Source organism: Desulfomicrobium escambiense DSM 10707 (assembly GCF_000428825.1).
GTDB lineage: Bacteria > Desulfobacterota > Desulfovibrionia > Desulfovibrionales > Desulfomicrobiaceae > Desulfomicrobium > Desulfomicrobium escambiense.
The window spans coordinates 3,486-20,446 of record NZ_AUAR01000009.1; the positions used below are offsets into that span (position 1 = coordinate 3,486).

Here is a 16,961-nt window from a genome sequence, read left to right on the forward strand (position 1 = left end):
ATGTTGAAGCTGCTGCGCAAGAAGATCGCCGGCCTGCGGCGTGAAGTCGCTCCCCATACGGAACCTCGCCGCAAGATGAAGTTCGAGACGCTGGAGCCCCGCATCCTGCTCTCGGCCGACATCGGCCTGGAACACCACGATCTCGGGGCGCAGGAGCAGGCCGCGGCGGTAGCCATCGAGCAGCCTCTCGTCCAGACCCCGGACCCTGCAGTGGCGGCCTCCGACGACACGTCGGCCGCGGACAGCCCCGGCCTGGACCGCAAGACGGAGGTCGTACTCGTCGACCCGTCCGTGGGCGATTACCAGTCCCTTCTGGACAGCCTGCGTTCCCCCTCCGGAAATCTCGCCCAGTACGATATTCACGTGCTCGACGCCGGCCGGGACGGCTTCGCGCAGGTCAGCGAAATCCTGCAGGACTGCAGCAACGTCGGGGCCGTGCACCTCCTCTCACATGGCTCCGATGGCGAGGTGCGGCTGGGCGGCAGCGTCCTGAATGCCGAAACGGCCAGCCTTCACGCCGCCGAACTCGGCAGATGGGGCGAGGCCCTCGGGCCGGACGGCGACTTCCTGCTCTACGGATGCAACGCGGCCGCCGGGCCGGACGGCGTTTCCCTCGTCGCTTCCCTCGCGGCTCTGACCGGAGCCGACGTGGCCGCCTCCGACGACGCCACGGGTGCCGCGGCCCTGGGCGGGGACTGGAGTCTGGAACACGCGGTCGGTTCCGTCGAGGCCGAAACCCTGTCCTTCGGCGCGTACGACGGCCTCATGTCCGGCTACACAAGCACGTCCGCAGACGAGAGCTTTACCGGAACCTCCGGCCCGGACACCTACTTCTTCTCCGACGACTGGGGCGCCGACACCCTCTCCGATGCCGGCGGCGCGGGCGACACCCTCGATTTCTCCGCCGTCACCGCGGACCTGACCGTTACGTTTCACGCGGACGGCACCCTGTCGGTCACGGACGGGGCCAACAGCCTGAACCATGTCGGAGGGATGGAAAGGGTTGTCGGCGGATCGGGCAACGACACCTTCGTTTTCGAGAGCGGCGCGATCTTTGCCGGAACCATCAGTGACGGCACTGGCGTCAACACGGTCGATTTCTCCGCCTGCAGCGCGAAGCTGACGGTCACTCTCCATGCCGACGGCACCCTGTCGGTGGCCGGCACCGACGCCATCCTGACGCGGGCCGGCGGCATGTCCGCGTTCATCGGCGGGTTGGGCGTCAATCGCTACGTATTTGAGAACGGCGCGTCCTTCGTCGGCTCCATCGACGGCGGCACGGCCGACAACATCCTCGACTTTTCGTCGTCCGCCGCGGGTCTGACCACGACCTTTCATGACGACAGCACCCTCGCCCTGGTCCTCGGCACGAACTCCGCCGCGTACCGGGGCAACGTCGCCTCCATCTTGGGCGGCACGGGTGACGACCGGTTCGTCTTCGAGAACGGCGCAACCTACGCCGGTTCCATCGATGGCGGCACGGGCGCCAACTCCCTCGATTATTCGGCCGCGACGGCCGATCTGACCGCAACCTTTAAGGCCGACGGCAGCCTGACTCTTGTGGACGGCACCAATACGGCGACCTACAAGGGCTCTCTGGCCGCCTTCACCGGCGGCGCGGGCAACGACACCTTCATCTTTGAGAACGGCGCGTCCTTCGTCGGCTCCATCGACGGCGGCACGGCCGACAACATCCTCGACTTTTCGTCGTCCGCCGCGGGTCTGACCACGACCTTTCATGACGACAGCACCCTCGCCCTAGTCCTCGGCACGAACTCCGTCGCGTACCGGGGCAACGTCGCCTCCATCCTGGGCGGCACGGGCGCCAACTCCCTCGATTATTCGGCCGCGACGGCCGATCTGACCGCAACTTTCAAGGCCGACGGCGGCCTGACTCTTGTGGACGGCACCAATACGGTGACCTACAAGGGCTCTCTGGCCGCCTTCACCGGCGGCGCGGGCAACGACACCTTCGTCTTCGAGAACGGCGCGACCTACGCCGGAGCCATCGACGGCGGCGCGGGCATCAACAGCCTCGATTTCTCCGCGTACCAGACCCCGGTTCTGGTCGATCTGGCCTCCGGCACCATGTCCGTGGGCGGAACCATTGTCGGCGCGTCCATGGCCGGTTTTTCCGGCGCCACCACTGTGGCTGCCCTGAACCGGGGCGCGGGCGTGAGCACGGCCACCATGACGGGCGTCACCTCGCTTGCCTCCCTGGGCGTGAGCGCGGCTACGATCACCCCCTCGACCTTGCTCAGTTCCCTGAACCAGGGCGCAGGCGTCGATACGGTTTTCGGTACGGATCTGCGCATCACGCTGTCCTCCGGCGACACGGTGGACGTTGATGTGGGCACGGCCACAACAGTCGGTGACGTGATCGCCGCCATCAACAGCGCCGGGTCCGGCCGGGTCGTGGCCGCCATCAACGCTTGCGCCAATGGCATTGCCCTGACAGACGGCGCCGGTGGCACGGGCGCCCTGATGGTGGACAACTTCAGAGGCTCCACCACGGCCACGGATCTCGGTCTGGACGGCATATGCACTGTCGGAACCCTGGCGGGCCGCACCCTGGTCAATGATCTGCGCATCACCCTGAGCGACGGATCGCTTCTCGCGGTCAGCCTGGCCGGTCTGACCACGGTCCAGGACGCTCTGGACCGCATCAACGCCGCCAGCAGCCTGCTTGCGGCGGACCTGAATGACCGCGGCAACGGCTTCGCACTGTCCGATATCGCCGACGGCTCCGGCGATCTACGCGTGGAGAATATGTCCGTCACCGGCGCGGCCACGAAGCTGGGCATCGAAGGCAGCGGCTCGGGCTCCGCGCTGGTAGGCGCGTCCCTGCTGCCGACCATCGGCATCACCTTGCGCAGCGGTGTCACGGTCGACGTCAACCTCGGGGATTGCGATACGGTGCAGGATATCCTCGACGCCATTTCCGACGCGCATGCCCATCTCTCCGCGACCATCAACCTCGCGGGCGGCATCACCGTGACCGACGCCTCGGGTGGGGGCGGTCACTTCAGCATCATGAATCTGAACGGCTGCACCGCGGCCACGGATCTGGGCCTGGTCCAGAACGTGGACACCTCGTCCATCATCGGCGCGACCCTGGCCTTCGGCGTGGTCACGGCGCAGATCAGCCATATCGCCAATGTCACGGGGGGGGCGTCCGACGACCGGTTCGTCGCCGGTGGCGCGGCCAATGTCCTGACCGGGGGGGAGGGGGCGGACACCTTTGTATTCGCGGATTCCTGGGGAACGGATACCGTGAGCGACTTGGGGGCACGTGGAACGGACACCCTCGACTTCTCGCAGGTTGGGGCGAACCTGACCGTCACCATCCGGGCCGATGGCGGCATTGCCGTCACGGACGGCGTGAACACGATGGCCACGACCTCCGACGTCGAAAGAATCATTGGCGGGTCCGGCATCACGGCTTTCGTCTTCGAGGACGGGGCCGAATTCGCGGGTATCCTGGACGGCGGCAGCGGCAGGGGCTCCCTGGATTATTCGGCCTACACCACGGCCGTGAGCGTGGATCTGAGCCTGGGCACTGCCACGGGCACGGAAGGAATCCGCAACATCGTTAATGTCACAGGCGGCGCGGGCGACGACACCCTGACCGGCGACAGCCGGGCTAACGTCATTCGTGGCAACGCCGGGGCCGACAGCATCACCGGCGGCGGTGGCGCCGACGGCCTGATCGGCGGTGATGGCGATGACACCTACATCATGAAGCCGGACGCGGGCACCGTGACGGTCACGGAGCTTGCGGGCGGAGGCGTGGATACCCTCGACTATTCCGCATACACAACGGCCGTGGCGGTCAACCTGCAGGCCGGGAGCGCCTCGGGGACCACGGGCGCGACCAACGTCGAACAGGTTGTCGGCGGCTCGGGCGGCGATGTCTGGACCGGTACTGACGGCAATGACGTGTTTTCCTTTGCGGACGATTGGGGCGTGGACAGGGTCACTGATCCTTCGACGTCGGACAGCGATATCCTCGATTTTTCGGCCGTGACCACTGACCTGACGGTGACATTCAACGCGGGCGGCACGCAGACCGTGTCCGTGGCGGACGGCAACGGCAATGCCGTGAACGGCGTCGACAACGTCAACGTGCTCATGACCGGCACCGGGAACGATTCCTTCGTCTTCCACGACGGATGGGGTGCGTACACCATCTCCGACGCGGGCAGTACGGACAGGGATGTCCTGGATTTTTCGGCCGCGACCGTCGATCTGACCTTCACCATGCACAGCGACGGCACGGTGTCCGTGACCGACGGCCACGGCAACACGCTGGGCGCTTCCGCCGGCATTGACCGCATCATCGGCGGCCAGGGGAACAACACCTTCGTCTTCGAGAACGGGGGGGGCTTCGGCGGGTATATCGTCGGTGGAGCGGGCGGCACGAACACCCTCGACTATTCGCGGTATACGACGGCCGTGACCGTCGACCTGACGGACATGGACACCGTGAGCTCCGGTGGCGGGGTGGCTTCGGGGCTGGCCACGGGCGTGGCCGGCATCAACGGCATCCAGGCCGTCATCGGAGGATCCTCGGACGCGGATATCCTGATCGGCATGAACCGGGACAACATCTGGGCCATCAGCGGATCGGACGCCGGCACCCTGAACGGGACCTTGGTGTTCTCGGCAGTGGAGACCCTGGTCGGCCAGGACGAGTATGCGGATACGTTCACCCTGGCTGTCTCCGCGGGTTTCGACGGCACGCTGGTCGGCAGTACGGGCGACGAGGCCTCAGGGCTGGACAGGATACAGGTTGCCGGCGGGACATCCTCGAACGTCCTCTATGCGATCTCCAATCTGGATTCCGGCGTCATCGACCGGGACGGCGTCCAGCTCTACTATGCGGGGATGGAACTGATCACGGATGCGTCGGCAGCCAATACGCGGACCGTGGATTACGTGGCTGACCAGACGGCTCTCATCTCCCTGGCCGGCCTGCTCTCGGAGGGCCAGGATTGGGGCGTCGTGGTCGACGGCGAGGAGTACACGCACACGGTCAGCGCCAACGAGAGCCTGGCCGATGTCATGGCCGATCTGGCCGGCCAGCTGACGGCCAGGGGCTATCTGGCAATCCTGCAGGGGAACACCCTGATCCTGTCGTCGCGGGCCCTCGGCGGCATGACCGTAAAAACGGTCGATGCCGCCGGCAATTCCACACTGCCGGGCAGCGCGTCGGTATCCGTGGAACTGGCCGGGGCCACGGATGCGGGGCTGCGCGTGGGGCGCGACGATCTGTCCGGCATGCTGAACGTGTACAGTCTCAACGCCAGTTTCGGCTATTTCCAGCTGGCCGACCCGACCTCCGTCTTCACGCTGCGCGGCGGCGTCTGCAACGACACATTCCATGTGGGCGCGTTCACTTCGCCCGCGTCCTTGTCCATCGACGGCGAAGGCGGAATCGACACCATCACCTATGACGTGCCGGCGGCCACGTCGGCCACCGTGGGAGCGACCACGACGGGATCCCTGATCTTCAGCGGCACCCCCCACGCGGGTGAAGTTTGGACAGTGACCATTGCTGTGAATGTAGCCTCCACCGCCGTCGAAACGCAGTTCAGCCATATCGTGGCTGCCGGGGAGGGCCTGACTGATGTGGTCGCGGCCCTTGCCGTGCAGATCAACGGTTCCGCGGATTTTGCGGCCGGCGTGGAGAACGGCACGCTGACCGTCGTCAGCATGGCGGGCATGGCCATGACCATCACGACCGACCTCCGGGCCGCGACCCCTGGCGACGTGTACAAGACGGTGGCCTCCTCGACCCGCGTCACGCTGAGCGGCACGCCCGCGGCCGGTGAGGTCTGGACCGTGACCGTTGATGGTACGGTCTATGCACACACCGTCACAAACGGTCAGGATCTGACGGCCGTCAGCGCGGCTCTGGCCGCGCTGATCAACGCCAATGACGCCTATGTGGCCGGCGCCATGGACGCCGCCATCACCGTCCTGCAGCTGTCCGGCGAGGCGTTGCGCGTCACCGCCTCCGCACCGGCCGGCGCCGGGGCTACGGTGGATGCCTTTGCCTCGACCACTCATGTCGTCGATCTGAACGGAACCCCGCGGGCAGGGGAGGCATGGACGATTTCCGTGGGCGGCATCGCGTATTCGCACACCGTGAGCGGCGGTGAAACCTGGATCGGCGTGGTCGCTGCGCTGCAGGAGCAGATCGAGGCCGCCGGGTACGCCACGGCGGTCAAGGCCCAGTATCTGCTGGTAGTCACTCCCGGAGCGCAGAAGGTCGCCGCGGAGCTGCGGGCCGGCGGGCAGGCCGCTGCCGACAGCGGCGCCGCTTCGCAGCTGGTATGGCTCAGCGGGACGGCGAAACCCGGACAGACCTGGACCATCACCGTAGGCGGCGAGACCTACTCCCACATCGTTTCCGGCTACGAATCCATGGCCCAGGTGCTGGCCGATCTGGCCGGCCGGATCAACGCGGTCGGCGGATACACGGCCACGTTCAAGGACGGCGTCGTCATCGTCACGTCCTTGAACGGCGTGCCGTCCGTCAGCGCAGACACGCCGGACGCTTCCGCCCTGGACATCGTCTACACCGACTCCACCCTGAGCCTGAACGGCGCCACGGTCCTGACCTACACCCATGTGGAGAACGCCCGGAACCTGATCGTGACCGCTTCCGGCGCTGCCGACAACCTGACCCTGGCCGCGTCCGGTTCTCGCTATACGCTTGGCGACGTGGCGTTTGACGATCTCGGAACAGGCTCCCTGACGGTGCGTCTGGGCCGTGGCAACGATACCCTGGCTCTGGAAACGTCCTTTGCCTCGGCCCTGTCCGTGTCCGGCGGTCTTGGAGACGACAAGCTCGATCTGGGCTCTGTCGACAACGACTTCACCACCCTGGCCTTCGGATCGGATGTGGAAAACGTCACGGGCGGCGGCAGCATTCAGGATGTGGTCTTCAACGCCTACGGCGCGGACGACAACATCGCCTTCGGCTACCTGTCGCTGACCGCCCTGCCTGCCGCCATCCTTTTGGGGCCGGTGCTCGGCCCGGTGGCCGTCGTGGCCGGCCTGGCCGGAACCGCGGTCACGGACGTGATCCGGCGCACGCCCAACGCCGTCGAGGTGAGGCTCGACGGCGGCAAGATCGGCATTTCGGACACGAACTGGCTGTCATCCAGCACGGTCACGGTGCTGCCCACCCGCTCCCTGACCATCAACACGGGCATGAGCTACGCCTGGGCCGGCGACAGTGTGGTCATCGACAGCCTGGGCACGGTCAATTTTGCCCTGACGGTCAATGCCGGCAAGCTCAACACGAATCTCTACAGCCCCGGTGAAGTGACCTTCAAGGGGGAGAGCCTTTTTCACGGCCGCGATGTGACGGTCAACGCCAGAACCATCAGCGTGGAAGAGGATGCCGAGGTCTCCACGAGTACCATCGCCGGGCTTGATGCGCAGGCCGGCGACATCGTCTTCAACGGTCACTGGATCACCCTTGGCCAGAACGCGCAGTTGCTGGCCAAGGATGTGACGTCCCCCGGAGTGGTGGTCACCGATGGCGACATCACCCTGAGCGCGGTCAACGATACCTCCATGTGGACGCCGTTGGCGGACATCGACATCGCCTCCACGAAGGTGACCGTCTCCACGGGCAGCGTCATCACCGGTCGGGACGTGACCCTGCTGGCCAGCGTGGACAACAGCGCCTCCATTTCCTCTACAGGCACCATCGAAAGCCTGGGTGCGTTGACCTCACTGTCCAACACGGTGCTCGGCCTGATCGAGGATCTGGCCAAGGTGGAACTGGCCGTGTCCGTGGTCGTGTCTTCGGCCACCATCGACGTGCAGGCGGGATCGACCATTGTTTCCGACAATTTCCTGGCCCATGCCTCGACCAACTCCTCGACCAGCGCTTCGCCCGTCAAGGCGTGGCTGGTCGGCCTGGCGGCCAGCGTCGTGGTGGCTGAAGCCGATGTGACCATCTCCGGCACGGTGTCCAGCGCCACGGATATGATCATCCGGGCCACCACGGATCAACATGTGACGACAGCGGCCTCGCCCGGCGCGGTCAAGGGCGTGTCCGTGGCGCTGGCCACGGGCGTGGTCGTGTCCGATGCCACGGCCGAGGTCACCGACGAGGCTGTCCTGACCGTGGGCCGGAACCTGTATGTCCTGGCCGACAACACGGACGGTATCCTGACCAGCGCCAATGCCAGTTCCGGCACGGACGGCATCGCCGGGGTGGCCGTCGCCGTCACGATCGAGTCCGGGCAAGCCAACGCCTTCATGGACGGCACGGCCGTTGTCGGCGGCAACGCCCAGATCAAGGCGGCCATGACCCAGGACGTGGTGCCGGCGAAGAAAGCCTACGTTCTGCAATCTTCCAGCATCGGAACCTCGGCCACATCCGGCACCGGGGACGAGACCGAGACGGATGTCCTCGATGTGGTCAAGGATCGGATCACGTCCAACGGCGTCAGCGTCGCCAAGCTGGTCGGCGGGAAGATCAAGAACTGGGTGCTTTCCAAGCAGAAGGAGGACACGGAGGACGAAGCGGACACGGCCGCCGATGCCAACGCCAAGGTCGATCTGGCCGGGTCCGTGGCCGTGGTGGTCAATATCCAGTCCACCGAAGCGCGTATCGGCGACAGCGGCAGCGACGGGGACAGCCTGAACGGCTCGCTGAAGGCGGACGGCAAGGTCGATGTCCTCAGTTCGGTGGTGTCCGCGCCGTACGTCAGTTCCAACGCCTCCACGGCCAAGAACCCCAAGGCGGACGAATCGAGTTCGACCACGCTGTCCGGATCCCTGGCCGTGTCTGTGGGTGTCTGTCTGAACACGGCCGAATCCTTCGTCGGTTCCGGAGCCGCGGTCGATGCCGGGGCAGCCCTGACCGTGGATGCCCAGACCCTGAACCAGTACGAGTTTTCCTGGATCGCGAATCTGGTCACGCCCTGGAGCGAGCAGGCCACGTACACCCTGGACGACGTGGACGGAGTCGACGTGACCGCGGGCGATATCGTCGAAAGCACGACGGACGCGGGTGAGGTCGGGTCCTGGTACGTCTATGTCGGCACCAATCCGCATACCGTGGATCTGGAGAGTGAGGATTTTTTCGACACCTCGTTGTGGGAAACGACGAGCCCCGCTTCCTATCGGTCGTCCCTGTTCTTCGAAAATCTGTGGACATACCTGAATGGCGATTTTGGATTCTCCAACTGGATCGGCAATTCCTGGAGTCAGGCCACGGCCGAGGGGGCCAAGCTGTCCGTGGCCGGGTCCGTGACCTTCCTGGAACTGGCCAACACGGCTACGGCCACAATTCTCGACGGCGCCCTGATCAACCAGGACGCCGACATGCGCAACGAAGATCAGGACGTGGTCGTTTCCGCGCTCAGCGTGAACCAGGCCGTGAACCTGACCGGCAACATCAACCTGCCCAATATCGTCAACGTCACCGGCAATCCGCATAAGGTCGCGGGGACGGAATTCAATTCGCTGAAACTCAAAAAACCCACACTGTTGCCGAGTTTCGGAACGGAAGGACAGTCCGGCGTGGGCGTGGCCATCGTGGCCGTGGACTATGCAGATGCGGTCACGGCCCGGATCGCGGACGGTGTGAAGCTGTACGCCGATTCCCTGGCGGTCACGGCCCATAACGAGGTCATGAGCGTCACGGTCGGGGCTTCGGGCGGCAAAGCGGAAAATGTCGGGGTCAACGGCGCCGTGGGCGTCAACGTGGTCCGCAACGCCACCCTGGCCCGGATCGAGAACGGGGCCGAAATCACCGTCGGCTCCGGGACGACCGCGGCGGACGCGGACAGTTCCCTGCTTGTTTCGGCCACGGATTCCACCTCCCTGTTCGACATCATGGGCGGCGTGGGCGTGGGCGGCGGTATCGGCGTGGGCGCATCGGTCAGCACGAACGTCGTGGTCCGTCAGACCCAGGCCGTCATGGGCGACCTGGACGGCGAAACCTCGCCGGGTGCGCGCGGTTTCATCTCCTCCGCCGGGGATGTGCGGGTGCGCGCGGCCAATTCCGGCGTGATCCTGTCCGTGGCCGCATCAGGCGCGGTCGGCACGGGCAAGGCCGCCTCCGACAACGGCACGAGCGCTGGTGGGGCGACCAACCCCGGCACCGGCGGCACCCAGGGTTCCAACGGCACCACGCAAGGCAACGCAGATCTTTCATCCTGGCAGGGTCGGTACGGCAACGTGCTGCAGGAATTCGTCAAGAGCGGCAAGGCCGCGGTCAACAGCGACGTGGCCAAGCTGGCCTCGGACACGGCCGACACGGTTTCCAAGAACTCCCAGTCCAAGGGCGGCATCGGCGTCTCGGCGTCCGCAGCCGTCAACTGGGTCGACGAGGACGCCCTCGCCTACATCAGGAACGCCGGCCCGATCATGCTGGCGGACGGTGCGGACCTGGCCGTGGCTGCGTCCACGAGCACGGGCGTCATTTCCGCGGCTGGTGGAGTGGCCGTGGCCCTGGGCAAGGGGTCGAACACGGCCGTGGGCTTCGGAGGAGCTCTGAGTCTGAATGTGCTCCAAGGATCCACGAACGCCTTTATCGACGGCGTGACCACCCTTGATGTCGACGATCTCGTTCTCGACGCCGTGCGCACGGGCTGGACCGTGGCCATGGCCGCCGGCATCGGCGTGGCCACGGGTTCCAAGGGCGTGGCCATCGGCGGTTCCGTGGGCGTGAACGTCATCGATTACAGCACGGAAACCGGACTGCGTGACATTACCGGTGAAACCGTGGCGGAATCCGGCGTGATCCTGAACGCGAAGGACGATACGGTCCTGGTGGCCGTAGGCGGTTCCGCGGGGTTCGGCGGCAAGGCGGGCGTGGGCTTGGCCATCGGCGTGAACGTGGTCGACAACACCGTGCGTTCGGAAATCGACGGTGTGAAGAAGTTTCAGCATGGGGGCGACCTGACCGTGCAGGCCGACAACGCCACGACCATCGTGGCCGTGACCGGTTCGGCCGGCATCGCGGCCGGATCGGGCTCCACGTTCGGCGGCGCGGGCACCGTGTCCGTCAATGTGGTCAACGCCACGGTCGAGGCCAACGTTCTGGATACCACGGAAACCTTGGCCTCGGCCGGCGATTATCTGATCAGCGCCATGGATTTCACGGGCATCTTCAGCTTCGCCGGCGCGCTGGCCGTGGGCAAGACCTTTGGCGGCGGCGCGTCCATCGCGGTGAACACGGTGACCAACACGGTGCGAACCAGGGTCGAGGATTCGCACCTGGAAACGAGCGGTGCTTTCACTGCCGAGGCCGAAGAGGGGGCGGTGGTCGTGGCTGTGACCGTGGCCGGCGCCGGGGCGGAGAAACTGGCCCTGGCCGGTTCCACCGCCTTCAATTTGTTCGTCAACACCATTGAATCGGAGATCGTCAACAGCGCCGTCACCGCGGGCAATGCGGTCACGATCTCGGCCACGGATACGGAAGTCTGCGCGGCACTCTCCGGCGGCATGGCCGTGTCCACCGGTCAGGCGGCCATCGGTGCGGCCATCGGGCTGAACCTGTCCTTCAACACCGTGTCCGCGACGGTCAGCGCTTCGGACATCACGTCTGCGGACTCGACCGTCGACCTGGACGCCTCGGCCCGGGAGACCATGGTCAGCGTGACCCTCGGCGGAGCGGGCGGCGAGAAGTTCGCCCTGGGCGGGTCCGTTTCCGGGTCCATCGTCGCCAACACGGTGGAAGCCGAAGTTATCTCCGGATCGACGCTGACCGCGTCCAAGGATATTGGCATTGCGGCCGCCGACAGCACGACCGTTGTCATGATCGCCGGCGGGTTCGCCGGAGCGGCCAAAGCCGGAGTGGGCGCGGCCCTGTCCACGGTCTACGAGGGCAACGCGGTGCAGGTGGATATCGACGCGTCCACCGTGACGTCCACGGGAGGTGCGGTGCTGCTGTCCGCGGGCATCGCTCCCCCGAGTTCGTCCATGAATCTCGCCGACCTGCCCTTGGGCGTTTCCGGCATCGACCTGCCGCCCAGCGTCAGTTCGCAGATCGTCAGCGTAACTGTCGGCGGGGCCGGATCGGGCCAGTATGCGGGCGGCATCGGCATCTCCGTGAACGTGGTCAAGAACACCCTGAAAGCCGGCGTCACGAACGGTTCCATTGTCCGCGCCCTGACCGGCGTGGCCCTGACCGCCATGGACTCCTCCGTCATCGACGCCCTGGCCTTCGGCGGAGCGGGAGCGGGCTCCTGGGCCGGCGGCGGGGCGGTTTCGGCCAACGTCATCGCCAATTCCATCACTACCCTCGTGGACGGTTCCACGGTCAGCGCGGGCCTGAACGATGCCGGCACGGCCATCGCCACGGACGGGGACGACGCGGCCATTCTCATCGGCTCCACATCTTCGGCCATCGTCCGCGCCCTGGGCCTGGGCGTCTCGGGCGGGGGCTCGGGCGCCATTTCCGTGTCCGCCCTGGGCAACGGCGTGGCCAACACGGTTTCGGCCACGGTTGACGAAGCGACCGTCCGTGCGGCGGGCGACGTGACGGTTCTGGCGCGGGACATCGCGCCGACGGGCCTGCCCACCTGGATGCTCCCGAAGGACAAGGTTGCGGCCGTAGCAGACGCCCTGGACGGATCGCCCATCGATCCGGACGCCAACATCCTGGCCGTCAACGTCAGCGTGGCCGGTTCGGGCAGCACGGCGGTCAGCGCGGCGGTCATGGGCAACGTGGTCAAGAACACGGTCGAGGCCAAGGTTTCGAGCGATGCCACGGTCCTGGCCGGCGTCAGGGCGGACAACGGAGAAGTGCTCGACGTTGAATCCGACATCGCCGTCACGGCCGAAAGTGACGCCGGCATAATCGCCCTCAGCGTGGGTGTGGGAGCCTCGGGCAGCGTCGCCGTGCAGGCCAGCGGCTTCGGCAACGTCATCACCAACCGGACCTCGGCCCTGGTCGAGGACCTCACGGCCAACGCCACGACGACACGTCTGGCCAGCGGCGGCGATACCTTTGTCACCGCCGAGGATCAGTCCCAGATCCGCTCCCTGGCCCTGAGCGTGGCGGCCTCGGGCAGCGTGGCCGTTTCCGTGCTGGTCGGCGCCAACGTCATCGTCAACGATGTGAACGTGTTCATTTTCGGTTCCACCGTATCCAGCGGCGACGCCCTGGATCTGTCCGCCTCGAACATGACCAGCATTCTGGCCTTTACCGGAGGTGTGGCCGGAGCAGGGACTGTTGGGGTCATGACTTCGCTCTCGGCCAACGTGGTCACCAACAGGACAACGGCCAAGGCTGAAGATGCAACCATCGTGACCGTTGGCGCCATCACCGTGGAAGCGACGGACAACACCTCCATTGATGCTCTGTCCTTTGGTGTTGCGGCGGGGACCGTCGGAGTGGGCGTGGCGCTCTCCGCCAATATGATCGTGAATTGGACGGAAGCTCTGATCAGCGGGTCGACTGTCACCGGTGATGCATCACTCGGTGTTCTTTCCGAATCGTCGGCGATCATCCGTTCTTTGGCCGTCAACGTGGGTGCGGGCGCCGTTGGCGTCAATGTTAACGTTCAAGGCAATGCGCTGACCAATCACGTCCTGGCGACCGTCGAGGATTCCGCCGTCACGGCAGACGGGGATATCGTCATTTCCGCCGTGGATCAGGCGCCAAGCAGCATTCCCGACTGGATCGTTCCGGCCGAGCACCAGGCGATACTTGACGACTCCCCCATCGACTTGGATGCCAACATCCTCTCGGCCACGATCAATGTCGGCGCCGGCGCCGTGGGTGTCAACGTGGCCCTGGTGGGCAACCTCGTCGTCAACACCACAGAAGCGAGGATCGACAACTCCACCGTCACATCGACCTCCGGCAAGGTGGCGCTGGGTTCCGCCTCCGAATCGGGCATCACCTCGTTCAACGTGGGCGTGGGCGGCGGCGCCGTGGCCGTCAACGTGGTCGGCTACGGCAATGTGATCACCAGCATCGTCGGATCGACGGTTGAAAATGATTCCGTGATTGATGCCGGCGGAGCGGTGGTGATCACCGCCGAAAACAACGCGACCATCCGTGCCCTGGGGATCGGTGTCGCGGGTGGCGCCGTCGCCGTCGGCGTCATGGCGGCGGGGAACCTGATCGTCAGTTCGACAGCGGCGAGCGTCGATGCCTCTGAGATGTCCAGCGGCACGACCCTGGACATCGGCGCCTACTCGGATATGGATATCCTGGCCCTCACCGGCTCGGTCGGCGCGGGCGCGGTCGGGGTCAATGTCAGTTTTTCCGCCAATATCATCACCGGCACCACCATGGCCGGAGTGGTTGCCGGGTCGGTACTCGAGTCCGGCGGTGCCGCCACCATCGAGGCGGTCAACAGCTCCACCATCGACGCCCTGGCCTTTGGTGTCGGAGCAGGCGCTGTCGGAGTCGGCGTGGCGCTTTCCGCCAATGTCATCGTCAATACCACCGAGGCCCTGATCAGCGATTCGACCCTGACCGATGCCGCCTCGCTGGACGTACTGGCCGAGTCCTCGGCGATCATCCGCTCCCTGGCCGTCAACGTGGGCGCGGGCGCCGTCGGCGTCAACGTCAACGTGCTCGGCAATGTGCTGACCAATCACGTCCGGGCGACCGTCGAGGATTCCACCATCACGGCAGACGGGGATTTTGTCATTTCCGCCGTGGATCAGGCGCCAAGCAGCATTCCCGGCTGGATCATTCCGGCTGATTACAAGGCGGATCTTGAGCCGATTTTTGACGACACGCCCATCGACTTGGATGCCAACATCCTCTCGGCCACGATCAACGTTGGCGCTGGAGCCGTCGGTGTCAACGTGGCCCTGGTGGGCAACCTCGTCGTCAACACCACAGAAGCGAGGATCGACAACTCCAGCGTCACTTCGACCACCGGCAAGGTGGCGCTGGGTTCCGCCTCCGAATCGGGCATCACCTCGTTCAACGTGGGCGTGGGGGGCGGCGCCGTGGCCGTCAACGTGGTCGGCTACGGCAATGTGATCACCAGCATCGTCGGATCAACGGTTGAAAATGGTTCCGTCATTGATGCCGGCGGAGCGGTGGCGATCACCGCCGAAAACGAGGCGGCCATTCGAGCCCTAGGGATAGGCCACCAAAAAATCAATGTCAGTTTTTCCGCCAATATCATCACCGGCACCACCATGGCCGGAGTGGTTGCCGGGTCGGTACTTGAGTCCGGCGGCGTCACCACCATCGAGGCGGTCAACAGCTCCACCATCGACGCCCTGGCCTTTGGGGTCGGAGCCGGTGGTGTCGGAGTCGGCGCGGCGCTCTCCGCCAATGTCATCGTCAATACCACCGAGGCCCTGATCAGCGGTTCGACCGTGACCGATGCCGCCTCGCTGGAAGTCTTGTCCGAGTCCTCGGCAAGCATCCGCTCCCTGGCCGTCAACGTGGGTGCTGGTGGTGTGGCCGTCAATCTCAGCGTTCTCGGCAATACGGTTACCAGTGATGTCAGGTCGGCCATAACGGGTTCCACTGTCACGGCCGCCGGCGATATCCTTGTTTCCGCGCAGGACGTTGCGCCGAGCGACATTCTTCCCTGGATCGTTCCTGATCAAGACCAGGCGGTTCTTGCTGCGAGCCTTGCTGATTCCCCCATCGACCTGGATGCCAACATCCTGGCCGTCAACGTCAGTGTGGCCGGCGGCGGAGTGGCCGCGAGCGGCGCTCTGACCGGCAACGTCATCACCAACAGCGTGCAGGCGGAAATCGACGACGCCGACGTGACCTCCAGCGCGGGCAGCGTGACCCTGGACGCATCCAGTTCGTCCGGCATCACCGCCCTGACCGCCGGCGTGGGCGTCAGCGGCAGCGTGGCCCTGAACATCACCGGGTTCGGCAACGCCATCGTCAGCACCGTGGACGCGTCCATCAGCAACGGCTCGAACGTCACTGCCGACACCACGGCCTCCCTGTCGGCCACGGACTCCTCGTCCATCACCTCCATCGGCCTCGGCCTGGCGGGTTCCGGCGGCGTGGCCATTAACGGCACGGTGGGCTACAACCTCATCACCAATTCCATCACCGCCGAAGTGTCGGGGTCGAGCTTGACCAGCAACGGTGCGGCCAGTCTTCTGGCGGCATCGGAAGCCGACGTGCTGAGCTTCGTCGGCGGCGTGGCGGGTTCGGGCCTGGTTGCGGCGCAACTGTCCCTGACCATCAACGAGATCGAAAACACGATCAGCGCCTCCATTGTCGACGACGCTGCGGGAGGCTCCACGGTGACCGCGGGCTCCCTGTCGCTGACCGCCACGGACGCCTCGACCATCGACTCCGTGGCCATGGGCCTGTCGGCCTCGGGCTTTGCGGCAGGCGGGGCGGCCATTTCCAAGAACCTCATCGCCAACGAGGTGAGCGCGACCATCTCGGGTTCCGAAGTGACGGCCTCCGGCGCGGTCTCCCTTGAGGCGGAATCCTCGGACATCATCCGTTCCTACGCCATCGGCGTGGCCGGCGCCGGGCTCGGGGCGGCGAACGCTTCCCTGACCCTGAACGATCTCGGCAGCACCGTCACGGCAAAGGTCGAGGATTCGACCGTCACCGCCGGGGGCGACATCTCGCTTTGGGCTTCGGAGAAGGCTCCCGCAGTGGTGCCCGATTTCAATTCGGCCATCGCCGCTCCGGCGGGCATGGTCTCCACTTTGACCTCTGCCCTGAATGGAAATGAGGTCAACGCCAACGCCAACATCGTCTCCTTCGCCGGCAGCATCTCGGTCAGCGGCGTGGCGGCCCTGGGCGCGGCCGTGGCCGACAACGCCATCCACGGCACCGTCACGGCGGAGATCGTCGATTCCACGGCGACCTCGACCGGCGGATCCGTGACGGTTTCGGCCGCATCCGATACGGCCATCGCCAGCCTGGCCGCCGGTTTCGGCGCCTCGGCCGGCGTCGCGGCCAACGCCTCGGCCGTGCACAATACGCTGACCTCGACGATCCAGGCGGGCATCGTCGG

Annotated in this window: 1 protein-coding gene (only partly in view); it reads left to right on the forward strand. The window is 65.8% G+C overall.

Annotation, left to right across the window (positions count from 1 at the left end):
- On the forward strand, window positions 1-16,961 hold the 5' portion of the coding sequence (locus G394_RS0109575; protein ID WP_028577466.1) for a DUF4347 domain-containing protein. 11,560 nt of this gene lie beyond the right edge of the window; the window shows 16,961 of its 28,521 coding nt (coding positions 1-16,961); it begins with the start codon at window positions 1-3; its stop codon lies off the right edge, out of view.